16 protein-coding genes and 1 pseudogene are annotated in these 25,081 nt (G+C 38.3%); 10 read left to right on the forward strand and 7 right to left on the reverse strand.

Annotated features, from left to right (window positions below):
* The first annotated feature begins 70 nt into the window (after window positions 1–70).
* Window positions 71–562 (forward strand): NUDIX hydrolase, encoded by a 492-nt coding sequence (locus PING_RS09815; protein WP_011770220.1) that lies wholly within the window; start codon window positions 71–73, stop codon window positions 560–562.
* A gap of 61 nt (window positions 563–623) precedes the next feature.
* Window positions 624–1,238 (forward strand): 3'-5' exonuclease, encoded by a 615-nt coding sequence (locus PING_RS09820; protein ID WP_011770221.1) that lies wholly within the window; start codon window positions 624–626, stop codon window positions 1,236–1,238.
* 144 nt (window positions 1,239–1,382) lie between these two features.
* Here PING_RS09820 and PING_RS09825 read toward each other — a convergent pair whose 3' ends face one another.
* Together PING_RS09825 and PING_RS09830 are read right to left on the reverse strand one after the other, a co-directional pair.
* Complete coding sequence (locus PING_RS09825) at window positions 1,383–1,628, reverse strand: TIGR02450 family Trp-rich protein (RefSeq protein ID WP_011770222.1); 246 nt, start codon at window positions 1,626–1,628, stop codon at window positions 1,383–1,385.
* Between the two features lie 120 nt (window positions 1,629–1,748).
* The gene (locus tag PING_RS09830) at window positions 1,749–2,675 is read right to left on the reverse strand and encodes a LysR family transcriptional regulator (protein ID WP_011770223.1); all 927 of its coding nucleotides are present in this window, start codon (window positions 2,673–2,675) and stop codon (window positions 1,749–1,751) included.
* Between the two features lie 169 nt (window positions 2,676–2,844).
* Between PING_RS09830 and PING_RS09835 the strand changes: the two genes are divergently transcribed.
* Together PING_RS09835 and gabT are read left to right on the forward strand one after the other, a co-directional pair.
* Complete coding sequence (locus PING_RS09835; protein WP_011770224.1) at window positions 2,845–4,302, forward strand: NAD-dependent succinate-semialdehyde dehydrogenase; 1,458 nt, start codon at window positions 2,845–2,847, stop codon at window positions 4,300–4,302.
* Between the two features lie 108 nt (window positions 4,303–4,410).
* Entirely contained in the window at window positions 4,411–5,718 is a 1,308-nt protein-coding gene (gene gabT / locus PING_RS09840; protein ID WP_011770225.1) for a 4-aminobutyrate--2-oxoglutarate transaminase, read from the forward strand.
* 557 nt (window positions 5,719–6,275) lie between these two features.
* On the opposite strand, the gene PING_RS09845 is transcribed toward gabT, so the two are convergent.
* The 3 genes from PING_RS09845 to PING_RS09855 all read right to left on the reverse strand — a co-directional run bounded on the left by PING_RS09845 (window position 6,276) and on the right by PING_RS09855 (window position 10,101).
* On the reverse strand, window positions 6,276–7,130 hold the full coding sequence (locus PING_RS09845) for a mechanosensitive ion channel family protein (protein ID WP_011770226.1): 855 nt from the start codon (window positions 7,128–7,130) through the stop codon (window positions 6,276–6,278).
* A 600-nt stretch (window positions 7,131–7,730) separates the two neighbouring features.
* Window positions 7,731–8,621, reverse strand: coding sequence for a uridine diphosphate-N-acetylglucosamine-binding protein YvcK (yvcK, locus tag PING_RS09850; protein WP_011770227.1), 891 nt, complete (start codon window positions 8,619–8,621; stop codon window positions 7,731–7,733).
* A 343-nt stretch (window positions 8,622–8,964) separates the two neighbouring features.
* Window positions 8,965–10,101: a lipase family protein gene (locus tag PING_RS09855; RefSeq protein ID WP_011770228.1), complete on the reverse strand. Its 1,137-nt coding sequence runs from the start codon at window positions 10,099–10,101 to the stop codon at window positions 8,965–8,967.
* Window positions 10,102–10,871: 770 nt separating this feature from the next.
* Here PING_RS09855 and PING_RS20960 point away from each other — a divergent pair.
* Window positions 10,872–11,033: a hypothetical protein gene (locus PING_RS20960; protein ID WP_198134679.1), complete on the forward strand. Its 162-nt coding sequence runs from the start codon at window positions 10,872–10,874 to the stop codon at window positions 11,031–11,033.
* A gap of 268 nt (window positions 11,034–11,301) precedes the next feature.
* Here PING_RS20960 and PING_RS09860 read toward each other — a convergent pair whose 3' ends face one another.
* On the reverse strand, window positions 11,302–12,000 hold the full coding sequence (locus PING_RS09860) for a DUF6933 domain-containing protein (protein WP_011770230.1): 699 nt from the start codon (window positions 11,998–12,000) through the stop codon (window positions 11,302–11,304).
* A 242-nt stretch (window positions 12,001–12,242) separates the two neighbouring features.
* Between PING_RS09860 and hsdR the strand changes: the two genes are divergently transcribed.
* The 5 genes and pseudogenes from hsdR (at window position 12,243) to PING_RS19480 (ending at window position 21,689) form a co-directional block, all read left to right on the forward strand.
* Window positions 12,243–14,666 (forward strand): EcoAI/FtnUII family type I restriction enzme subunit R, encoded by a 2,424-nt coding sequence (gene hsdR / locus PING_RS09865; protein ID WP_198134797.1) that lies wholly within the window; start codon window positions 12,243–12,245, stop codon window positions 14,664–14,666.
* A 459-nt stretch (window positions 14,667–15,125) separates the two neighbouring features.
* A pseudogene (locus tag PING_RS09870) lies at window positions 15,126–16,610 on the forward strand (N-6 DNA methylase).
* Window positions 16,611–16,612: 2 nt separating this feature from the next.
* Window positions 16,613–18,448 carry a restriction endonuclease subunit S gene (locus tag PING_RS09875; RefSeq protein ID WP_011770232.1) on the forward strand — a complete coding sequence of 612 codons (1,836 nt, stop codon included), beginning with the start codon at window positions 16,613–16,615 and terminating at the stop codon, window positions 18,446–18,448.
* Window position 18,449: 1 nt separating this feature from the next.
* A complete protein-coding gene (locus tag PING_RS19475; RefSeq protein ID WP_011770233.1) occupies window positions 18,450–19,946 on the forward strand; it encodes a hypothetical protein in 1,497 nt (498 codons plus the stop codon).
* Window positions 19,947–20,015: 69 nt separating this feature from the next.
* Entirely contained in the window at window positions 20,016–21,689 is a 1,674-nt protein-coding gene (locus PING_RS19480) for a DEAD/DEAH box helicase (protein WP_049752966.1), read from the forward strand.
* Between the two features lie 1,149 nt (window positions 21,690–22,838).
* On the opposite strand, the gene PING_RS09885 is transcribed toward PING_RS19480, so the two are convergent.
* Complete coding sequence (locus PING_RS09885) at window positions 22,839–23,846, reverse strand: site-specific integrase (protein ID WP_041766334.1); 1,008 nt, start codon at window positions 23,844–23,846, stop codon at window positions 22,839–22,841.
* Window positions 23,847–25,081 lie beyond the last annotated feature (1,235 nt).

A 25,081-nucleotide genomic window follows, 5' to 3' on the forward strand; every position in this document is an offset into this window, starting at 1 on the left:
ACTATCTGGATAGCGGTCAGAATGCTAATATAAGCCTCATATTAATCAATTTTTTTCTTCTGGAGAAAGTATGTTTTATTGCCCTGTATGCGGTATAAAGTCACTTGAAACTATTTCATCTAAGAAATTTGTTTGTAATCAATGCCAGTTTACCTTTTATCAGAACACGGCGGCGGCTGTAATGGTCGCAATCTGTTGTCAAGATGAACTGCTTGTTGCAACAAGAGCCCGAAACCCGGGAATAGGCATGTGGGATCTTCCCGGTGGTTTTGTTGATCCGGATGAATCACTTGAAGGCGCTGTGGTGCGCGAGTTATATGAAGAATTGAACATGACTGTCACAGCCGCAAAATATATATTTTCCAACAGTAATACTTATTTGTATAAGAATATTGAATATAAAACTTGTGATGCTTTCTTTGTGGTTGAATTAGATGAAAAACCAAGGGTTCAAGCACAAGATGACGTTGCCGCTGTTGAATGGGTAAAATTGGCGGACATAGATATTACACGTTTTGCTTTTGAATCTACCAAAAAAGCAGTTTTAAAATTACGTGAATAATTTTCCCGCAAAAACCATAAAATAATTTTTATTCTTTGAAGTAAAAAAATGAAACAGTAAAATGTCTGATGCTAAAAATATTGTTATATTTGATTTTGAAACAACAGGTTTATCGCCAAAAATGGGTGATCGACCAATTGAAATAGGAGCAGTGCGGATCAAAAATGGTCTGTTAGTTGAGCGGTTTCAGGCATTAATGCACCCGGGCATAAGAATCAGTTCTTTTATTGAAAACTTTACCGGTATCAGTAATAAAATGCTGGCAGAAGCTAAGCCTTGTGCAGAGGTGATGGGGCGCTTTTGTGATTTTATCGGCTCTGATAATCTTGTTGCCCATAATGCCTCCTTTGATAAACGTTTTTTAGATGCTGAATTACACAGAATATCAAGGGGTTACTCCGGACAAATTAGTTGTTCAATGCTTTTAGCAAGAAGAGTTCTTCGAGATGCACCTAACCATAAACTGGGCACGTTAGTTGATTATTTAAATATTCAAACAGAAGGGGTCTATCACCGGGCTTTATTCGACTCAGAAATGACCGCTAATGTTTGGTTGGCCATGATTAATAAAATTCAGCAGCATTATAAAATGAAAACGATTCCCTTCGCATTAATGCAAAAGTTATGTAAAACCCCTGCTGCATTCGCGCATCGGACTATTTTAAATTGGAAATAATTTATCGAGCATGACAAATCCAACTGATTATAATTGAACTATAAATAATGAACTATAAAGGTGATTATCCTTGCTAATTAGAAGAATTAATCATTTTATTAATTCTTCTGGTATAATTTTAATTTATCTAGCGTAAAAAAGGCATTATTTCCAGCCAATTAACCACTCTTTACCCTCCTTCAGCGAGCGCCAATTAATTTCATATTCAGCATGGTTAATAACAGCCTGCATAACACAGCGTATTATTTTTTTATCCTCATTAAATTCAACTTCACTGACAAGAAAATGTTTTTCTTTATTCAATACGGTTATTTTTGTCCATTTACTATTGAGTAATGATTTGGGACTAACAGGATTGATATTTTCATTTATTCTTTGTCTGCTAACCATAATGTCAAATCCCTTTTTTGTTATTTTTAATTTACTGTCTGTACAGACGATACGGTCATATTATGTAAAAAGATCACCAATAAGGCTAACAGGTAATCAGAGTCTTAGTTAAAAACGTAACTATTGGGGATCAAAAACACGATTAAATATATCGGTTAATAATTTCACTTTATTCGCCTCTCTGGGCGATTTTTTTGCAACCAGTGATAAATTAAATGGATAGGTCAATTGGCTGGGTTGAATAATTCTTATTTCTCCGTGATTTAGCTCATGCTGAATATAACTTTGAGGCATAAATCCGATATAACAACCCGATAAAATCATCGCTTTTCGAGTATCAAATTGGTAAGACTTGGCCGCCAAATTTAATTTTTTAAGCTGCTCAATACCTAATGAATCGATATCAATACCGGGATGAATAGCGGGCACACTGGCGAGTTCCGCTGGACTGATTAACGTATCGACTTTATTAAAAAAAGGATGTTTTTTAGCGCAGCAAAGATACACAGCTTCACTCATCAGGTGCTGGTAATGCAGCCCTTCTATATGCTGGTAATCAGGGAACAAACCGATATGTGCTTTATCTTTTAACAATGATTTTTCAATATTAGAGATTGGCTCACCGTCTAAAACAAGGTGCAGGTTTGGAGAGTTTTTATGAATAAGTTGCACGACTTCAGCGAGTTTATTTTGTCTGGAACGGTTTAACTGGTCGTCGCACAAAATGACCAACTCACCATTTAGCTCTTTGCTTAAAGTGCCCACCAAGAGTGAGAAATCATTCAGCGATTCAAATAAATTTATCACTGCGCGGTAGATTGTTTGCCCGTCTTCCGTGAGCGAAAATCCACCTCGCCCCCGTAAACATAGTTTGAGCTTCATGCGCTCTTCTAAATTTGACATATGAATACTGATCGTCGAGCGGGTAATACCAAGGGCTGATTCCGCAGCCGAAAACCCCCCATGATCTACAACTGAAACAAAAATACGTAACAAGCGTAAATCATATTCAGCGAGCGGCTTAGGAATTATCGATGTTTTATTCAATGTTTTACTTTCCTCAAACTTATTGTTGAATGTTTTGTATTTAACATCAGTTGATATTGTTATTCAATAGACAAATATAAATCAAGTTAAAAAACCTGCATCTTGCTGAAGTTGCAGATTCAGGCATGTTAATAGTGTTTAGCATATGAAAATCAATTTGGAGATAACGATGCACGAGATACAAGATAGTCAATTAATCAAAACCTTTTCATATATTGATGGCAGCTGGCATAGCAGTGAATCTTATTTTAATGTTACCAATCCTGCTACGGATGAAGTCCTTGTTAAAGTATGTAATGCAGGGATTGTTGAAACTGAGCTTGCTGTAAAAGCGGCAAAAACTGCTTTAAAATCTTGGTCAGCAAAATCTGCTAATGAACGCGCATCGTTAATGCGTAACTGGTTCAATTTAATGATCCAACACCAGGATGATTTAGCGCGCATTCTAACGCTTGAGCAGGGTAAACCTTTTGTCGAAGCAAAAGGGGAAATCGCCTATGGTGCGGCTTTTGTTGATTGGTTTGCCGAAGAAGGAAAACGCGTTTACGGTGATGTTATTCCCGGACCATCGGGTGACAAGCGTGTCATCGTGGTTAAACAACCCGTTGGTGTCGTCGCCTCAATCACTCCTTGGAACTTTCCAAATGCAATGATTGCACGAAAAGCAGCAGCGGCGTTAGCGGCAGGTTGTACCTTCGTTGTTCGCCCCGCAACACAAACACCGCTGTCTGCACTTGCAATGGCAGAACTTGCTGAAAGAGCGGGTATTCCAGCGGGTGTCTTTAACGTGGTCGTCGGTGAAGATGCATCGGGCATGGGCAAAGTACTAACTCAGCACCCTGATATTGCTAAATTTACGTTCACCGGATCAACAAAAATCGGTAAACTATTAATTGGCCAATGTGCGACTACCGTAAAAAAAGTATCAATGGAATTGGGCGGTAATGCTCCCTTTATTGTCTTCGATGATGCAGATATCGATGCTGCTGTAGAAGGCGCAATAGCCTCTAAATATCGTAATGCAGGACAAACCTGTGTGTGCACCAACCGCATTTTTGTACAAAATAAGGTACTTGATTTATTCACTGAAAAATTTAGCGCTGCAGTGGCTAAATTATCATTAGGCAATGGTTTAACCGACGGCGTCAATATAGGTCCAATGATCTCAACTACCGCCGTTGATGGTGTGAATAAGCTGGTAGCTGACTCTGTTGCACAGGGCGCAAAGGTTCTCTTAGGCGGACAGCGAGATAGTGCCGGTGACAACTTCTATCAAGCAACTATTTTGACCAATGTAAGTAATGACATGCCGGTTGCACGCAACGAAATCTTTGGCCCTGTCTCGCCAATTATTGCCTTTGACGATGAAGATCAAGTGATTGCCATGGCAAATGATACTGAATATGGCCTAGCCGCTTATTTTTACTCCCGTGATATCGGTCGCGTTTGGCGCGTTGCAGAAGGCCTTGAATATGGCATGGTTGGCATTAATGAAGGTATTATCTCGAATGCAGCAGCTCCCTTTGGTGGCGTAAAAGAATCAGGCAGTGGCCGTGAAGGCTCTAAATATGGATTAGATGATTACTTAGAAATTAAGTATTTATGTATGGGCGGCTTAAATAAGTAGCGCTTAAATAAGCAACTTAACTAAGTTACCTAACTAAGTTACCTAACTAAGTAATCCTTTGTCCATTATCGCCGATTAAGCAATAAATAAAATATTAGGAATAAAATCATGTCAAATGAAACATTACAAAATAGAAAAACAAAAGTTATCGCACGCGGTCAGGGTAATACTTATCCGATTTATGTCGACCATGCAAAAAATGCTGAAATTTGGGATGTTGAAGGCAACCGCTATATTGATTTTGGTGCCGGTATTGCGGTCTGTAACACTGGCCACAGCCACCCTAAAGTTATCGCTGCCGTTAAACAGCAAGTGGATAAATTCAGCCATACCTGTGTGATGGTTAATCCCTATGAAGTAGCTGTCGAGCTGGCTGAAAAATTAACCAAGCTGGCACCAGGTAATTCCCCTAAAAAAGCCATTTTTGTAACTACAGGTGCGGAAGCGGTTGAAAACTGTGTGAAGATTGCCCGTGCCCATACGGGTCGTCGTGGCGTCATTGCATTTAATGGCGGTTTCCATGGCCGTACTAATTTGACCATGGCACTAACGGGTAAAGTTACCCCGTACAAAAACCTGTTCGGTCCATTCCCAGCAGATATCTTCCATGCCCCTTTCCCAATGGAGCACCATGATGTCTCAGTAAAAGATTCATTAAAAGCATTACAAAACTTATTCAAAGTGGATATTTGCCCAAGCGATGTTGCTGCTATTATTGTTGAGCCGGTACAAGGCGAGGGCGGATTTTACGCGGCGCCGACTGAATTTTTACAGGCATTACGTAAAATTTGTGACCAACATGGCATTGTCTTAATTGCCGATGAAATTCAGACTGGTTTTGGTCGTACGGGTAAAATGTTTGCCTTTGAACATGCGGGTGTTGAAGCTGACTTAATGACCATGGCAAAAGGGATTGCCGGTGGTTTTCCTCTTTCTGCGGTTGTGGGTAAAAGTGAGATCATGGATGCACCTTTACCGGGTGGTCTTGGCGGAACTTATGGCGGCTCGCCGGTTGCATGTGCGGCGGCATTAGCGGTACTGGAGGTGATGGAAGAAGAAAACCTTGTACAACGTTCAGTGCAAATTGGTGAACGCTTTAATCAACGTCTGAACCTGCTAAAAACGCAGCGCCCCGATCTTGTTTTAGATGTGAGAAACCAAGGCTCAATGATTGCAATTGAGTTTGTCAAAAATGGTGATCCGGAGCAACCCAATACCGAATTAACCCAAGCTATTATTGCTAATGCTGCTCAACACGGGTTAGTACTTTTAGCCTGTGGATTTTACGGCAATGTAGTCCGTTTTCTTCCTCCACTGACTATATCTGATGCCGTGGTTGAAGAAGGTTTAAATAACTTTACCGCGTTATTTGAAAGCCTAACAGCTGAGTCTGAAGAGAAGCGAAAAGTAGGTTAATTAGCCTATCTTCTTCACAAAACCCTGTTCGCACATGGATAGTTTGCGCGTGGATCGGGTTTTGTGCATGAGCATTTCAATGATACTTATCAAAAGCGCCATCATGTGTGTACAACCCGTTGTACGTACATGATGGCGCTTCGTCCACCGAAGTTATTATCCCCAAGGTTGGAGCACCGCTATAGATTTTCCTCAAAAAGTACTGTTCCGGGAAGATAACCAAGACCAGACATAGATAACCCTGAATACTAAAAAGAACGTCATAACATTCTAGGCTGTGAACAGGTTATTAATAAAATTTCCAATGCCCTGCTGTGTTAAGTCAAGCTGTAACATCGAAATAAACAACAGTAATCCAGATGTAATTAAAGATAAATTTTGTCTGTTGAGCTATTGAGATATCTGCCACGTAAAACATAAAACAGCAGTAGGGTGGGTAAACTACTCAGGATAAAGTCGAGTGACTAAATATTTAAGCGCCCATGTAAAGCTCATTTAATATTAAAAAAAAAGGGTAAACCTTTGCAGGTTTACCCTTTTTTAATTTAAGGTGAGTATTATGTTGCCATTAATCGTTTCTGTTTAAACCAAAACGACATAAAATCAGCCGTGATGCTTTGCTCTATCGCCATTGCACGGTCTGTCGGGCAAAAAATAGTAAATAAGACTTGAGTGTCTCCGATCTCTGACGTCGCTACTTGTATTTTAGGATCAGGTCCTGCAATATTTACATCTAAACGGCTTTCAATTATCTGATTATAACGTATGGCCACATCGTTAAAATCAGCACAATACTCATAAGCTTTTACATATAATTGATCTAAAAAAACAAATGGGTTTACTGTTGAATCGCGAGTAATAGTGAAATGATGCATCGCATAGCGCTTTAAAAAATTTAAATTTTTAATTGAAGAGGTGATTAACTTACTGTTGGGTAAATAAAGTGTTTTACCGGTATATTCATAGGCATCAATATCGACTTCTAATAAGGTTAGTTTAGCCCAGTCAGTTGAATGCACCTCGCCATAGTCCTCACCAACTTGTATCCAGTCACCAATGCGAAAGGGGCGGCTGGAAGTAATGTACACAAATCCAATAAAACACTGAATAAACTCTCTTGTTGCAATCACAATAGCGACGGTAAATGCAGCAATAGAAATGGCAAATTTTTGAAATTCAACAGCCCAAATATTAAAAACACCAATAAAAATAAATACCGTGACTGCATTGCCCAGCATATTTATTTTTAAGCGTTTATTTTGTTTTTCTTTTTTATTGATTAACTTTACAAGAAAAAATTTACTCAGCATAACAAATAAAATTAAACTGATGGTTAATACAATTTTATTCGTCATTAGCGTATGGAAAATGCTCGTTGCAGTTAAATTAACAAATGAGAATGTCTCAATCATTATTAGTAATACCTTTAAGTTGTCGAAATGTATAAGTGACGTTTATTTTTGCATTAATTAATTTTAGCTTTTAGGATAGTTCATTTAAGACAAATAAAATAACACTTGTATTATGTTCTTTTACGGCCGTATTCGAAATAATTGTAAAAATTGCCATAATACATTTTATTGTAAGACAAAAACACCTTTGTAAAAATAACCTAAGGGTAATCTGTTGATGTTGATGGTGCCTGCCCAGTGTCTGAGTAGTAACAAAAAATAAAAATTGCGCTCATAAGTGCTAAAGCAGCGTGATAGATAAAATTTATTATGCTGCAAAGTTAATCGTATTTTAAAGCCTGAACAAATGAGGGAAGGTGAGATAATACCAAATCTATTGATTTGATTTATAACATCCTGTTATTCACCACTGCGTGGCCAGCTAAAGCTTTTCAAAACAGCCCCCTATTATTTTGTATCATTAGAATAACTCGTTACTGCAATCAATGCCTTGCTTTCATCCCTTTTTCCACTGCCTAATAGATCATCTAATGGGTAGAATAGCTATAATGCGACAAAATATTTGTCGCATTATCTGGCTTAGAGAAAGCAACTCAAACCTTAATTTTTAAACTGCGCGCAAATAGCCTTCTTGAGTTTTTCTCTATCGTGGCGCCAATCTCTATTTGGCGAGGCCAAATCGGCTTTAAAGAAAAGCCATTCCGGTTCAATATCAAGGTAGGAACTGTCAACAATGACGACATCAATTTTTCGTCCCTGGCATGCTCTTTCACACCACTCAAGCTTCTGTTTTATTTTCATTCTTCCGGCAGAGCCACCTTCAGGCGAAAGATTTTCAACAAAAATCACTTTTGCATTCTGGTTATTGAGTATTGCACGACCAATTTCGGGCAATAATAACGGCGGCATAATACTGGTCAGAAAGCTACCCGGTCCAAGTACAATACAGTCGGCTTCAGCAATAGCCGAAATAGCTTCATGGGTTGCGGGAACCTCCGGATCGAGTTCCAGCCGCACCAACGGCTGATCCATCTGATCAACACTGGTTTCGCCGTGTATCCAATTCCCATCAACCGTTAATCCTTTCAAATCCGAAGGGTGTTCAGACATCGGTACAATATTAACTTGTACTTTTAACATAGTGCGGATCAGTTGAATTGCTTCCATTGGCCTGACCGATAAATTATCTAAAGCAGTGAGCATTAAATTGCCGAGATTGTGGCCATTCAGCTCGCCTTCACCCTTAAATCTATATTCGAACATGATTGATTCTGCCGTTGGCTCAGTGATCAGCTGATTTATGCAATTACGCGTATCACCCCAGGCGATTCCTCCCTGACAGTGACGAATTCTTCCCGTAGAACCGCCGTTATCTGTTGTCGTGACAATGCCGGTAGCATTAGCATCAATTCCCTTTAAAGCCGCTAATATTCGTCCTAAACCGTGGCCACCACCAAGTGCGACTATTTTTTTATCTTTATATTCATCCATAGCGATTTTTTCTTAAGAATCAGTCCGGTAAACTATCGTAAAATGTGAGCCGCGCATAATAATTATAATTAAGTATGAGCTATAGCCGTCGTTTTTAGTGATTATGACAGAAGTTTATTTTAAAATATGCATTGTAGTAACTTATTGAATATAAGATGAAATTATTTTTCAGGCAGTCGTCACCTTTCCCCATGCTTTCAGGTAAATTTCTTTTGCTATAAGGTAATGGCTATGGGGCTTACTTTAAACCACCACAGATCATCAATAATAATATAAAGTATGCCGAAATTTTCGTCCGTTTCATTTACTTCACGCATTCACTCTCCTGCTATTTTTTAAATCCTTATTGCGTACTTCCCTTAGTTTCTGCTTGTGCGCTGACCAATTTAGGCTTACCTAGATTTCGCTGTATTCCCCAGTAAGCCAGTTTTTCTACATAAATGTCAATGCTATGATCATTAATTCCTGCACGTCCATAGGTTGCAATAAGCCTGCTGCAGAGCCAAATCCATCTACTTAGCTGACATGGATTGGCAATCACCTGCAAGCCGGGATATGCAGCCAGCATCCCTTCTCCCTCTGGTGTACTTCGTGTGGCATCGGTGAGATAACGCAGATCGCCATAATGCCGATAATGCCGGAACCGCTCAAGGTAATCTGCAACTTGGTTGTTATAAGGGATTATCGGTAACCATCTAAGGAGAAGCGTTATGCCCTCTATTAAATAAGAGGGCGGTAATCTTGGCACCAGATCAGCGGCGTTAATGACCCGATAGACCGGCGTCCTGATACTCTGTCCAAACAGCATATTACCAACACGAGGCCCACCAAAAGTATAACAGGCTCCAACTGAATCATTTGATATACAGTAGGTTGCAACTACCGCAAGCGCTCCGCCCAAACTGTGTCCGGTAATATATAAAGGCATATTTTTCAGTTCGGGTTTATTAAGACTGAGCTCGATAACAGACTGCGCGGCCTTAAAGGCATTGTAGAAGCCTGAATGTACTTGATGACCTTCCTCTTTGGGGCCAATATTCATGGGATTGGCAGAGACATCGGATCTAATATCGGCCGCGTTTGTCACTTCGGTGCCCCTAAAGGCAAGAACCAACATCGGATCGCGGTCTTGAAGCGTTATTTTGGCCAAATATGCCTGAGTGTCCACAACCAAGGGTATTGATATATTATAGGTATCGACCAATTCAAAACCAATATCTTGAAGATCAGATTTCAACTCTTTTTTGAGCTGGTCGCGGTTTTCTGCGGCGAGCAACGCATTAAGTTTAGTCAGAATATTGCGCTCGTTCGTTTCTCTCGACAACACCTTCGCCAGTTCATCAAGCGGTGTCGGTTGCTCGAAGCGTATATAAGCAAGAGAAGACATGACGGCCATCAACCAGGCAGTACGGTCACTGTAGGCAGCACGCTTAATCGGTGGCTCGAGCAGGCTGTGATCCATAGTAAATTTGTGTGGCATGCTTATCTCCCTGGTAATTTTGTGAGGTTTTCTATCTATCAGCCTGAAAGAAAGCTTATAATAACTAATAAAGAAATGACCAATACCCGAATGTTACAATGCGGGGAGATGCTAAAAAGTCATTTATTGATTAACTGAATTTTATATCAAAACCAGTCTATTTTGAGTCTAGATGTATATGGTTTTTATTCAAGATTGCTTGCTTATCTTTATTGACAAGTGACCGATATATAAAGGTTTAATGCTATTTTTTGTGGACTGTCACCGATCTTGACGATCACTGTCAGGGTCGCTGAAAATACTTCGATTGAGCATTGCCCACCTTTGTTTGTCGATATTTAAGTTGAGCAAGCCGGATCTAATGCAATACCCACCAGCAGTCGGTCTTTGTATGTTTTAAAAGCCTAAGGGTGAATGAGGATAAATATTCTCATTATCCATAAGCCATAATCTGCTTTTATTAACTGCATTATATTTTTCACTTATTTCCGCCGCAGATAAATAACACTTTTCGGGTTATTTTTAGGCAACTGAAATTTATCTGATAAATTAAAAGATTACACATGATTTGAAAATGTTAAGGTGATGTCTGTCACTGATCATATTTTTTATCTTTATCACTTAAATTATTGATTGAATGAGATAAAAAAGATGTTTGTATGATGAATAAAAAGACGATAGACCGCTTTTTTAGTGCCTATTAATACCCCTAAACTGTTATATTTTGAATAAAATAGCAGTTACACTCGAATCAATAAATGAGAAGTCCAATGGCAAAAAAACCTAATTACTCGTTCGAAAAAAAACAGAAAGAAATTGCAAAAAAGAAGAAAAAAGAAGAAAAACGACTCAATAAACTGGCTAAGGGCCCTGAAGAGGATAACATCCCACTCACTGACAATGAAAATATTGTGATTGAGAGCAGTCACTAAAAAGCTGCAGCAAGTAAGTCACCGCATATAACAAAGTCAGGCTTTATAGTTTTTCATTACTTTTGAAAAGTAAACATTTAAAAAATTAAGCTAAAGCTGGCGGCGTTATACGGGGGGACAATGTCGATGTCGATCAAATCCCTAGGCATTAATTTTGATTAAAATATTATATTTTAAACCTTTAGTGGGTCAGCCTTTTACAAAGGCGAGAAACGATCAATAGATTATCCATACTGCTATGGTGCAAAACGGCAGTGCTTTTATCTGATTAACATTTTTTCACATATTGAGAAAAATCAATAATATTATCATTGTTAATAAACGGCACTCGATTTTCCGCAGAGAATGCCTTTAACCAATAGGATAAATATTCTTGGTTTGGAAATAGATAATCTTTATTGCCTTTTATCCTACGGGGGATTTGCCCGGTGAACAGGTTAAATCGTAAACAATCAATATTTTCTTTAATCATTCCATCTTCAAAGCAAAGCCTTTCCAGATGCCAAACCACTTCATTAATATGTGCCTGCACGCTTCTATCGCCGCGTTGATAAAAAGCACAGGTATTAACTAAACTATTATAAACATCAACACAGCTATCTACCTCAACAGTGTTGATCATTTTTTCATGCGCTATATAGCGAAAGGTTGATTTTAAATGCTTCTCGACAAGATTAAAAAATTCATATTGATCCCCTTTTTTACCCGCAGGAAAGGTCAGGCAATAACGGCTATGATAATCCATTACTAGCAGATATTTTTGACGCTTAACCGAAACACAATGCACTACCCATTGCCATTGAAAGTCATTATTTTTTTGTGCTTCAATATCTTTCGGAAAAAATGGGGTTTTAATAGATTCAGCAATCGTTTTATGGGGGGCGGGCTCTATGCAGGATATTTTTTCCCCTTTACGGGTTACGGTAAAAAACTCGGCTGCCGCTTTACTTAAATTAAACACTAACATTATATTTTTCCAATAATTTTAATTCTAAGTACAGTATCTCACAAATTGATGAATAATATTTTCCGAAAAACCGACCTCTATAACGCTTCAATATCTTCCGTTAAAAATCTTTAATTTATCAAAATACTAATTGAAAGATCAAAATTTCCGGCGCAGTTCATACAACACATTAAGCTTTATGCCATAATGCAAGCCACTGAAACATAAGCGATGAGTGGTTTTATTTTATACACAATAATACAATAAAAAAAGCAAAACTCTCTGAAACAGATATCATCAGCAAATTTATTCTGCCCAGCATTAAAAAGGCGGGCTGGGACGATATGCGCCAAATTCGTCAAGAGGTAAAACTGCGCGATGGCAAAGTCATTGTGCGCGGTCAAATCGGCATGCGCAAAACCGTAAAATCTGCTGATATTGTGCTTTATCATAAACCCAATATGCCCCTTGCCGTAATTGAAGCCAAAGCCAATAAACATGAAATAGGCAAAGGCATGCAGCAGGGGCTGGATTATGCCTGCCTGCTGGAAGTGCCCTTTATTTTTGCCTCTAACGGTGACGGTTTTATTTTTCATGACAAAACCAATCCTGCCCAGCTTGAAACTGAAATTAGTTTAGAAGCCTTTCCGACACCGGCACAGTTATGGGAAAAATATTGTCTTTACCGCGGTTTTACGGAAACGCAATTGCCCTTAATTACTCAGGACTATCATGATGACGGTGACGGCAAAACACCGCGTTATTACCAGTTGCAGGCAATTAATAAAACCATAGAAGCAGCTTCTCGCGGCCAAAAGCGCATGTTATTAGTAATGGCAACGGGCACCGGCAAAACCTATACCGCCTTTCAGATTATCTGGCGTTTATGGAAATCGCGGCAGAAAAAACGCATTCTCTTTTTAGCTGACAGAAATATACTGGTCGATCAAACCAAAAACAATGATTTTCAACCTTTCGGTCAGGCCCTAACCAAAGTCACTAAACGTACCGTTGATCCCGCCTATGAAATTCATCTGGCGTTATATCAGGCATTAACCGGACCGGAAGAAGATCAAAAAGCCTTTAAGCAGGTTGATCCCGATTTCTTTGATTTGATTATTATTGACGAATGCCACCGCGGCAGCGCAGCCGATGACAGTGCCTGGCGGGAAATTTTAGAATATTTCAGCGGTGCGATGCAGGTCGGGTTAACCGCGACGCCTAAAGAAACCGAGGCAGTTTCCAATATCGACTACTTCGGCGAGCCCGTTTACACCTACTCATTAAAAGAGGGGATAGAAGATGGTTTTCTCGCGTCCTATAAAGTAGTACGGGTAGATATTAATGTCGATCTGCAGGGCTGGCGGCCAACCAAAGGGCAAGTAGATAAAAACCATGAGCTGATTGAAGATCGCATTTATAACCAGAAAGACTTTGATCGTACTTTAGTCATAGATGAACGCACTCAGCTGGTTGCAGAAACCATTACCGCTTACCTGAAACGTACCGATCCTATGGCGAAAACCATTATCTTCTGCAACGACATTAATCATGCCGAGCGTATGCGCCGTGCCTTGGTTAATTTAAACCCCGAGCAGGTCGCTAAAAACGAAAAATATGTAATGAAAATTACCGGCGATGATGAAATCGGTAAAGCCCAGCTGGATAACTTTATTAATCCTAAAAAAGCTTATCCGGTCATTGCCACGACTTCCGAGCTGATGAGCACCGGCGTTGATGCCAAAACCTGCAAATTAATAGTGCTTGATCAGAACATTCAATCCATGACCAAATTTAAACAAATTATCGGGCGCGGCACCCGCATTGATGATCGTTATAACAAACTGTGGTTTACCATTTTAGATTTTAAAAAAGCCACCGAACTCTTTGCCGATGAAAACTTTGATGGTGAGCCGGTGCAGGTATTGCAGCGCACACCCGAAGATATAAATACGGGTGAAGGGGAGCTGGAAGAGCAACACGATGAAAATGAAAATACTGTTTCAGAAAATCTGCCTTCAGATTATGATGTGGGAAACACCGATCCTAACAACGATGATAATAGTGACTGGGGTGAAATAGAAAGTGGTGAAATAGGTAATGATGATAAAGAGAAACGTTTTATTAAATTCCATGTATCAGGTGTCACGGTTAAAAAAATGGCTGAACGTGTGCAGTATTACGACAGCGATGGCAAATTAGTCACCGAATCCTTTAAAGATTACACCCGCAAAACCATGTCCTCGCAATTCAGCTCATTAGATGAATTTGTTAAACGCTGGAATGAAGCGGATCGTAAAAAAACCGTAATCGATGAACTTGAACAGGCAGGGATTATTTGGGAAGCCTTAATTCAGGAAGTGGGTCTCGACCTTGATCCCTTTGATATGATCTGCCACGTGGTTTATGACCAGCCAGCCTTAACGCGCAAAGAGCGGGCAAACAAAGTTAAAAAACATAACTATTTTACTCAATATTCTGAGACAGCACAGACAGTATTGAATAATCTTCTCACCAAATATGCAGACGTTGGTGTGCAGGAAATTGAGAGTATGCAGGTTTTAAAAGTACAGCCCTTTACTCAGATTGGCAGCCTCAGCGAAATTATCAAAAAAGGTTTTGGTGGTAAACCGCAATATGAACAGGCCATTACGGAATTAGAAGAAATATTATACCGTTCTGCATAATTGCTCAGTATGGTTTTTATTTCCCCGTCATTCCCGAGTTGTCCTATCGGGAAGTGAATTGAACGGCAGTTCAGTGTCATGAACGGGCTAAGCTCTGCGTGCCCTTTACCAGTGCTCATTTCGTATAGAAGATACAACAGAAAATCTGTGCGCAGAGCGCACCCTACTAGTGCACATTTTGTATATCGGTAGGGTGCATTCCATGCACCGTAGGAAAGAAATCGATGCGCAGAGCGCATCCTACTATGCTAGATCCCCGAAAAAAACCTCGGGGATGACGGGAAATTTTGATACCTTCTTGGTAAGCCAATCAAGCTGCTTTCTGTAACTTAGTATTATTACCTATCAAAAAGATAAACAATCATTTAATTATATCAATAACATAAATTAATTTACCCGTGACTCAGTTATAATACAGACCGTTTTTCAATTAGTTACATTCTCTTTTGGTGGGTTTTTATGTCAGTCAGTTCAGTTATTAAATCAATTCAAGACATCATGCGTAAAGATGCCGGCGTCGATGGCGATGCGCAGCGTTTAGGGCAGATGTCCTGGTTACTTTTTTTAAAAGTATTTGATGCTCAGGAAGAAGAGTTAGAACTGGAATTAGAAAACTATAAAACCCCGATCCCCAAGCAATATCTGTGGCGAAGCTGGGCGCAGGATAATCAGGGCATCACAGGTGAAGAGCTGTTAAATTTTGTCAATGATGATCTTTTCCAAAGTTAAAAAAACAGCACGGCACCTATCGATCTTAATCCGCGCGGTTATGTGGTCAGAGAAGCTTTTAGTGATGCTTTTAACTATATGAAAAACGGCACATTACTGCGTCAGGTGATTAACAAACTTAATGAAATTGATTTTACCGATTCCAATGAACGCCATGTGTTTGGTGATATTTATGAGCAGATATTACGCGATCTGCAAAGCGCAGGTAATGCTGGCGAATTTTATACCCCGCGTGCATTAACCAAATTTATTGTTAAAGTCACTGACCCTAAACTTGGTGAAGCTATTCTTGATCCGGCTTGTGGCACGGGTGGTTTTCTGGCCTGCTCCTTTGACCATGTTAAAGGTAACTACGTTAAAAACTCAGTGGATCATCAAACGCTGCAGCAGCAGATTCATGGGGTTGAGAAAAAACAGCTGCCGCATTTATTATGCACCACCAATATGATGCTCCACGGTATTGAAGTGCCCGTGCAGGTAAAACACGGTAATACCTTAAGCAAACCGCTGTCCAGTTGGGATCAGGAATTTGACGTTATTGTTACTAACCCTCCCTTTGGCGGCACCGAAGAAGACGGCATTGAGAAAAATTTCCCCAGTGAATTACAAACCCGTGAAACTGCGGATCTTTTTTTACAGCTGATTATTGAGGTACTGGCATCCCCTAAGAACGGACAAGAGGGCGGTCGCGCCGCCGTGGTATTACCCGATGGCACTTTATTTGGTGAAGGGGTTAAAACCAAAATCAAAAAAATGCTCACGGAAGACTGTAATCTGCATACTATTATCCGTTTACCCAACGGGGTATTTAATCCTTATACCGGTATTAAAACCAATATTCTGTTTTTTACCAAAGGCACGCCCACTAAAGATATCTGGTTCTATGAGCACCCTTATCCAAAAGGGGTGAAAAACTATAATAAAACCAAGCCCATGAAGTTTGAAGAATTTCAAACTGAGCTTGATTGGTGGGGTAATGAAAAGGATGGTTTTGCTGCGCGTGTTGAAAATAATCAGGCGTGGAAAGTCTCTATTGATGAGGTTATTAAGCGTAACTTTAATCTCGATATTAAAAACCCTTATCAGGGTGAAGTGATTAATCATGATCCGAAGGAGCTGCTGGCCAACTACGAAACTCAGCAAAAAGAAATCGGTAACTTGCGCAATCAGCTAAAAAATATTCTCGGGTCGGCACTAAGCTCGGGAGTGAAATAGCTATGCAACAAAAAACCAGTCAGCAAAAGAATTCACTTAAAGACGAGAAGATTAAAAGCAGCAGTATTGAATCTTTAATTACAGATAATATAGAGACCTGGACATCAGCCGTTAAGAAAAAATCGGCAACAGGGCGAGGCTCAAATAAAAAAATAGAATTGTACGGTATTAAAAAACTGCGTGAACTGATTTTAGAATTGGCGGTGCGCGGTAAGTTAGTAGCACAGGATGCTAATGATGAACCAGCTTCGGTTTTACTTGAACGAATTGCAACAGAAAAAGCGCAACTAGTTGCTGATAATAAAATAAAAAATCAAAAAACCTTACCAGCTATTACTGATAAAGAAATGCCATTTAATTTACCGGGTGGGTGGGCGTTTGAAAGATTAGGTAATTTAACTTCTAGATTGGGTTCCGGTAGCACACCTAGAGGTGGAAAAAATGCATATGTTGATAAAGGAGTTATATTTTTACGTTCTCAAAATGTTTGGAATGATGGTTTAAAACTTGATGATACTGCATATATCTCGGATGAAACGCATCATAAAATGGAAAATACGCGTGTATTTCCAAATGATGTCTTATTAAATATCACAGGTGCATCACTTGGTCGTTCAACAATTTTTCCCAAAGCTTTAGTAACTGCAAATGTTAGTCAGCATGTGACAGTAATAAGGTTAATACATCCAAGTATTTGTCAGTACTTACACTTAGCAATCATGTCACCTTTAGTTCAAGAATTAGCTTGGGGACGTCAAGTAGGCATGGCAATAGAAGGGCTTAGTAAAAAAGTATTAGAGCAATTTGAATTTCCTGTCCCACCATTAGAAGAACAACACCGCATCGTTGCTAAAGTAGATGAACTAATGTTGTTATGCGATCTGTTTGAACAGAAAACTGAATCCAGTATTGATGCCCATAAAACCTTAGTGGAAGTATTATTAACTACTTTAACCGACAGCAAAAATTCCGACGAGTTAAATAAAAACTGGGCGCGGGTCAGTGAGTTTTTCGATATCCTTTTTACAACAGAGCACAGTATCGATCAGTTAAAGCAAACTATCCTGCAGCTGGCCGTGATGGGTAAACTGGTTGCACAGAATGAAAATGATGAACCCGCTTCAAAATTACTGGAACGTATCGCCGCCGAAAAAGAAACACTGATTAAAGATAAGAAAATAAAAAAACAAAAAGCATTACCGCCTATTACGGATGAAGAGAAACCTTTTTCTGTACCAAGTGGGTGGGAGTGGTGTCGGATTTATGATGCTTCATTATTTACAGAATATGGAACTTCAGAAAAAGCTTTTGAGGGTAATGATGGAGTTCCTGTTTTAAAAATGGGAGATATACAATCAGGTAAGGTTTATCACGGAGGCCAAAAAGTTGTCCCGTCAACTATAAAAGACCTACCTAATTTGTATTTGAAATATGGGGATATTCTTTATAACCGAACTAATAGTGCTGAACTTGTAGGTAAAACGGGTATGTTTGAAGGTGATGATGATATTTTTACATTTGCATCATATCTGATTCGTATTAGATGTGACTTTGAAAAAGTAGCTCCTCAATACCTTACATTATCAATGCAAACTCCCTTGTTCAAAAAAACTCAAATTGATCCGCATGTGAAGCAACAATGTGGGCAAGCTAATGTAAACGGTACCATTATGAAAAGTATGCTCATTTCCATACCATCGCTATCTGAGCAATATCGCATTGTAAATAAAGTAGAAGAACTAATGACACTTTGTGATCAACTAAAAACCCGCTTAAACGAATCCCAACAAAGCCAACTTCATCTAGCCGATGCACTTATTGAACAGGCGGTAAATTAAGATGAGCTTTGATAAACAACATGCCTTAACGGTTTTATCTTTTTGGCAGCAAACCGAGTTTTTTAATACACTTGATTTAAAAAAATTGCTGCCCGAAGGGGATGATGGTGCATTACAGTTTACTACCAAAGAATTACAAAATAATCCTTCCTGCCTACCCTGGTTTAACCGGGATAAAATCCACTTAGCGGGTGATAAGTACCATCCCGATAAGGCCTATTCTTATACACTTTATTTGGGATTGTTTAATCGCAGTGAATTTGCCGAGCAGGCCAATCTTTATTTTAAAAAAAGCGCTGGTCATTATCTTGCCGATAGCGATAATAATGAAGATTGGAATCAACGCCGGGATGATCAGGGTGTCACTTGTTGCGCCAAAATAAAGCTTAATTGTAATGCGGAGTTACAGCTTGATAGTTTAGAAATGTCGACAGCCCCCTGGGCCTTGGGTAAATTATTAAAGGGTCAAATTGATCAATTAAATAAAGATGATTTTGATGATGAGGTAAAGACCTTTACGGAAGAATTACATAAAATAGATGCATCCGCCCGTCATCTGAAAAAAGAAGCACAAACAAACACTGCATTTACAAATTTTGAACTGTTTGAAATATTAAAGTTACTTTCAAGCTGGGCGGGTTTTGAACCACAAAAAACACGCTTTGCATTAATTGTGCAATTAAAAACTGAGTCTAAAGGGCCTTATCCTGCCAAAAAATTACCCTTAACGGATCATACTGTCGCCCAATTTAAAGGCTTTTCTGAATTTGTAAAAAACACTCACATCAAAGCAGATAAAAGTGCAGAAACGGAAGTAACGGCAGGTGACAATGATATCCCTATATTAAATAGTTTTTTTATTGACGATATTACCAGAGCAATCTGTTTAATAAAAAAAGATAAGCTTGATTTAACCTCGCCTTTAAGCAAATTTTTAACAGTAAACCCCCGCTATAATGCAGATCTTTTGACCAAAGAGGGGGAGTCGCTTGTAAAACAAAAGTTAGCAATTAAAAACACCCCATTAGGACGATGGCCGGATAATAAAGCGCATACCATGAGTCTGATGCAGCAGTTTTCAATTAATACGATTGAAAAACACATTGGAGCGGGAGGATTATATTCAGTTAACGGCCCACCCGGCACGGGAAAAACAACCATGCTGCGTGACATTATTGCCGACAATATGGTTAAAAGGGCTAAAGTGCTTGCGGGGTTAAAACTCGCTAAATCTGCATTTTCTGCCACTAAAAAAATTAACGTGGCAGGTGAGATAGTTGAGGTTAAGGCGCTGATCCCTGAGTTAAGCGGCTATGAAATGCTGGTCGTGTCGAGCAATAATACCGCGGTTGAAAATATCACTAAAGAGTTACCGCAAGTAAAAGCCTTGGGTGATGACTTTCTTGAATTAGGTTATTTAAAACCGGTTGCGCAAAAAATAGCGGCACAAGTACTTGATAAAGAAAAACCTAAGCATTTATTAGCGTTATCTAAGTAAGATGATTGTTGGGGACTGGTTGCGGCAGCCCTTGGTAATGCAAGTAATCGTAATCGTTTTAGCAATAAATTGTTTTTTGAAAAAACGTCAAAAATGCAATGTGATGATATTTCCAGCCAATATTTAACCCTAGTCGATGCGATTAAAGCACTTGCTGATAATAGTGATGTAGACAAACAGTTCTCTATTGCACAGTCTGCTTTTATTAAAGCAGAAAAAGCCGTTGTTGGCGCATTATCTGATCTGCAGCTATTAGAAGAACTTGAGTCAAAAAAGCGCAAGCTTGCGGATATGCATATTGCACTTGCAAAACAGGAATTTTTATACAAAAAATGTTTATCAACTTTATCAAAATTGCAGCATGAATGCTTGCCCTGGTGGCATTATCGTATTTTAAAAGCATGCAAAATGCGTGACATTATCAAGACATATAAACCGAGGGTTGATAAACAAAAAAACCTGTTTGTGCAGTTAAAAAGTGACTATGATATTTTTTCGGCTAAATTAACCCAGGAAATAAAAGCGTGTGCGGTGATATGTAAAGTTCATTATGATGTTGTGTTCGCCCAAGCTGATATTAATTTAGACAGTTCAGAAATTCAGCGTAAAGCCTTTGGGCACAGTACTCAGTTAAATTTATTACGTTCGCAGTTATCTGCCTGTGCATTTGAACTTCATCAAGCCTGGTTGGTCGCCAGTTACAAAAGTGGTTTTTCTCAAACTATTAATAAATTACCCGGTCTTTTACAAAATAAAATAGCACTGCCGGCGGATGCAAAAATAATGTGGCAATGCCTGTTTATGGTATGTCCTGTTGTGTCATCTGCTTTTGCATCCGTTGCCAATCAATTTTCTAAACTTGGCCAAGGTGATATTGGCTGGTTATTTATTGATGAGTCAGGTCAGGCAACACCACCTCAAGCTATCGGTGCATTATTAAGAGCTAAACATGCCGTGGTGGTAGGCGATCCACTGCAAATCGAACCCGTATTTACAACTCCCCCTGATATTGTTGAATATTTAGGACGACGTTTATTAAAAGGTGATTGGCAGACTTGGTCACCGTCAGTGGTATCCGTACAAGAATTAGCGGATAGAGCGAATCCTTTTGGAACGAAAAAAATAGCAATAGGGAAATGGTTGGGTAGCCCGCTGCGTGTTCATCGGCGCTGCAGTGATCCGATGTTTTCTATTTCGAATCAAATCGCCTATAACAATAAAATGATGCATGGCTTAAATGATATAACAGAACAGGAACCCTTCGTCTGGGGACCAAGTGGTTGGTTCGATGTAAAAGGAAATGAAAAAAGCAAACATTATGTGCCGAAGCAGGCTGAGCATGTATTATCTATGTTGTATAAATTTGTTGAACGTTATAAAAAATTACCCGATTGTTATATTATTTCGCCTTTTAGTAATGTTAAATTTGAGGTTAACAGCTACCTTAATAAAAATTTCAATCATAAGAATATTCAACAAGCAGATTTTAATGCGTGGTTAGAAGGACGAGTGGGTACTGTTCATACCTTTCAAGGTAAAGAGGAGGAATTAGTTATTTTTATTTTAGGTGCTTCCGACAGTGCTGGTGCCGCTAACTGGGCAGCGGGCAAACCTAACTTATTAAATGTTGCAGTAACCAGAGCTAAAAAACGGGTTTATCTGATTGGTTGTTATAAAAGATGGTCGGCTTTACCTCATTTTGAAGATGCCTTTGGCCTGTTAAATGAAAGTATCATTGATTAATAAAAGTGACTTTCCATAAAAATAAGATGATAAATTATTATTATCCTGTTTAAATAATAAGTGAATGAGTTTTTATTTTTAAAAAATTATTCTGATCTGTTTTTATATTAAGTCATCAGAAATTTAAGAATATAAAAATAAAAAGCTAATATTAAGCCGCTTATTTAATAATTATTATCTTTTGTTTTTTTATTGGGGCAATCGCCTTAACTTTCCTACAGATTTTACGTGAGAGTCTTATTATTTTAATAAAATTACTCTTTAACCTACTGATAGCAAGGGCTGCAGGTCTTTTAATTAAAAAACGAATGAATGAAAATAGCTTAAAATGCTTAATAATTAGTCAATTTAACCCATAAATAGACGTGAAAATGGGTTTATGGGTTAAATTTATAAAATCAGTTCGTAGGCCGCGCACCGATTGCCACTGTATCAATTCGGGATAAGAATATGACAGCTTAAGATTGTCATCTTCGAGGTGTTTTAATCGAAGATCCAGATAAGGCTTATTCTAAAAAACTATTTTTAACTTTCCGGGATTCCAGCTAAAACACTGCTGGAATGACGAAATATAATTTTTTCCTTAGGCTCAGCTCAGTTAGGAATGATTTTAACCAGTGAGAATGATCACTTTTTAGTTCGTAGGGTGCGCTCCGCGCACCGATTGCTGCTGCATGAATTCGAGATAAGAATATGACAGCTTAAGATTGTCATCTTCGAGGTGTTTTAATCGAAGATCTCGATAAGCCTTATTAGAAAAAACTATTTTTAACTATCTGGGATTCCAGCTAAAACACTGCTGGAATGACGAAATATAATGTTTCCCTTAGGCTCAGCTCAGTTAGGAATAATTTTAACCAGTGAGAATGATCACCTTTTAGTTCGTAGGGTGCGCTCCGCGCACCGATTTCCGTAGTATGAATTCGGGATAAGAACATGACCGCTTAAGATTATCATCTTCGAGGTGTTTTAAGTGAATATCCAGATAAGGCTTATTAGAAAAAAGCTATTTTTAACTTTCTGGGATTCCAGCTAAAATACTGCTGGAATGACGAAATATAAGATTATTTACAAAGCTATCTCTAAAAGCTATCTCTAAAAACAATACCTAAAAATAATACCTAAAAAATAATACCTATAAAACAATACCTAAAAAACAATATCCTGACCAATTTTCTTGAGATTTCTTTTTTTGTTAAGGTCATAAACCCGCGTTGTTTCCGGACTTGAATGTCCTACCAGACCCTGAATATCTTCAATCGCATTGCCATCATTAATCAGCTCGGTAATATAGGTCCGTCTAAAATCATGGGGGCCGAATTTTTTAACCATCATCAATTTTTGTTTTGCCTGAAAAATATCAAAAATAGTTTGTGAGCAAATTCTTTGGTTTATAATTTTTCCCGATTTATGGGCTCTTAGGAATAAAAAATTATCATCACTTATTTGAAGTGATGCTTTATTTATCAACCCAAGCCAATCTGATATTGCCTCTTTCACTCTGTCACTAAACCAAATTTCTCTTTCTTTATTGCTTTTACCGACAACCGTAAGCTTTTTCTCTGTAAAATTTATTCTGTTTATTCTGATATTAATAAGCTCAGTTCTTCTTAATCCGCATCCTCGAAGAATAATAATAATGGCTTTATCCCTTACTCCTTTGGTTTTATTTAAGTCCTGATCACAGCTCTTAATAAGGTCCTTTATATTTTCAGCTGAAAGAAGCGTTCCTTCTTTTTTGATCCGCGAGCCTTTGGGCTTTTTAATTATATTGATCAGATGATGTCTTTCGGGAGACATGGTCTTTTTATTAAGTGCCGACAGACAAACCCCTTTTATAGCGGATAAGTATGATCCCACTGTGCCGGGCGCTAATCCTGTTTTGGTCAGGTTATCCAAAATATAAATAACAACATCCTGATCAAGCTGATGCCAGGGAAAATCTTCAATATTTTTATCAAAAATTCGTGCTATATTGCGTAAGTAGGAGCGTACGGTTGATTGACTGAGATCGGAAAGTGTTCTCATATAAGACTCTGCCGGTCCGATATAAAAAGTAGAGTGATTAGCATCACTGAGCATCTTTCTTTTATCGAAAAAAATATCTTCTGTTTGGCTGTCTATAAGTCCCGTTGAGGAGTCCATTAATTCAGTCATCCTTACTGCCTTTTGATTGTGTCCATAAAATTGCCATTACCCGTATTTATACGTAAAAACCCCTTAAAAATCAAGTTGTCAGTCTTTTAAAACCTGTATTTTAATAGACTGACAATTTAAAGGTGTATTTTTACTGTTTATTGTATAAAAAACACACAATAATTATGAATAAGTAAAGATTCAGTGCTGATTGTGATCGGCCAATATGACTGTTATAGGCAAGAGGAGGGCTTGAAAATAGAGAATATATTCATAAATAAGGGGAATTATAGCGCTGTGTGTTTCTTTAAATGGATAGGTTACCTTATAGGATTATTTCCATGCAGCACAGAGAGAATGAAAATGTTTAAAATTGATAAAAAACGAATAGAATCAAAAAGATAGGCGTGAAAATAACAATATGAATGAGCGATATATTGCCTTTAAAGAGCTTTTACCTTATTAAATCCCATATTTTGTTATTTTTACAGCATATAATTCCTAAGCTATTAGCAGGCACCAAGCCTGAAGGCTCAGTTCCCGAAACACATATTTAGATATTCAACGCTTAACCCGTTCATAATACTGAACTGGGATCGCGGTCAATACTGAAATTTAAGTTATTAATATGTTATGGCTGAAATACTGTGTTGATTATTAACACTCAATGAGTAAAGTGGAAGGGACACTTAAATAAAGATAAAAAATAATCGCACTATATGCTCTTTCTGTTGCTTTAAGCGGGTATTATCCTTGATAATATTATTCTATGCACGACAGAGAGCAGTGAAATCATTAAAAATTGGTAAAAAATCAACATAATCAATTGGATAGACATTTAAAAAGCAATTTGAATGACTGTTTATACTGTTTTTAAAACGGATATAGCTTATTATTCGAGCAGATATTGCTTTTTTGACAATATTAGAAGTCTACAGTATGAAATACCTAGCAGCAGTCCACAGGGTTACAAAAGAAGAAAGTTGTCGTTAGCCAACAGAAGCTAATCAGAAAATTAATAACAGAAAAATCACTTCTGTCTAACCAATATGTTCTGCTTAGTGGGTACTTCTCTGTTGAGATTGAAAAGTTGTCACCACAGACTTTTATGCGAAATAATAAAAAGTACCAGATATAAATTTAATTAAAATTATTGAAGTACTCGAATACTACTATAGGCACTAAATACCAATATATTTAATAATTAAAATATATAAAATATATTTTTAAAAACAACCAAGCTTAAAAATAAAAAG

Source organism: Psychromonas ingrahamii 37, from assembly GCF_000015285.1.
GTDB classification, from domain to species: Bacteria; Pseudomonadota; Gammaproteobacteria; order Enterobacterales; family Psychromonadaceae; genus Psychromonas; species Psychromonas ingrahamii.

Bases quoted from the DNA above. Each gene is read 5' to 3' on its own strand.
- PING_RS09815 (WP_011770220.1), top strand. From the start codon at position 71: ATGTTTTATTGCCCTGTATGCGGTATAAAGTCACTTGAAACTATTTCA.
- PING_RS09820 (WP_011770221.1), top strand. From the start codon at position 624: ATGTCTGATGCTAAAAATATTGTTATATTTGATTTTGAAACAACAGGT.
- PING_RS09825 (WP_011770222.1), bottom strand. From the start codon at position 1,628: ATGGTTAGCAGACAAAGAATAAATGAAAATATCAATCCTGTTAGTCCC.
- PING_RS09835 (WP_011770224.1), top strand. From the start codon at position 2,845: ATGCACGAGATACAAGATAGTCAATTAATCAAAACCTTTTCATATATT.
- gabT (WP_011770225.1), top strand. From the start codon at position 4,411: ATGTCAAATGAAACATTACAAAATAGAAAAACAAAAGTTATCGCACGC.
- PING_RS09845 (WP_011770226.1), bottom strand. From the start codon at position 7,130: ATGATTGAGACATTCTCATTTGTTAATTTAACTGCAACGAGCATTTTC.
- yvcK (WP_011770227.1), bottom strand. From the start codon at position 8,621: ATGGATGAATATAAAGATAAAAAAATAGTCGCACTTGGTGGTGGCCAC.
- PING_RS09855 (WP_011770228.1), bottom strand. From the start codon at position 10,101: ATGCCACACAAATTTACTATGGATCACAGCCTGCTCGAGCCACCGATT.
- PING_RS20960 (WP_198134679.1), top strand. From the start codon at position 10,872: ATGGCAAAAAAACCTAATTACTCGTTCGAAAAAAAACAGAAAGAAATT.
- PING_RS09860 (WP_011770230.1), bottom strand. From the start codon at position 12,000: ATGTTAGTGTTTAATTTAAGTAAAGCGGCAGCCGAGTTTTTTACCGTA.
- PING_RS09875 (WP_011770232.1), top strand. From the start codon at position 16,613: ATGCAACAAAAAACCAGTCAGCAAAAGAATTCACTTAAAGACGAGAAG.
- PING_RS19475 (WP_011770233.1), top strand. From the start codon at position 18,450: ATGAGCTTTGATAAACAACATGCCTTAACGGTTTTATCTTTTTGGCAG.
- PING_RS09885 (WP_041766334.1), bottom strand. From the start codon at position 23,846: ATGACTGAATTAATGGACTCCTCAACGGGACTTATAGACAGCCAAACA.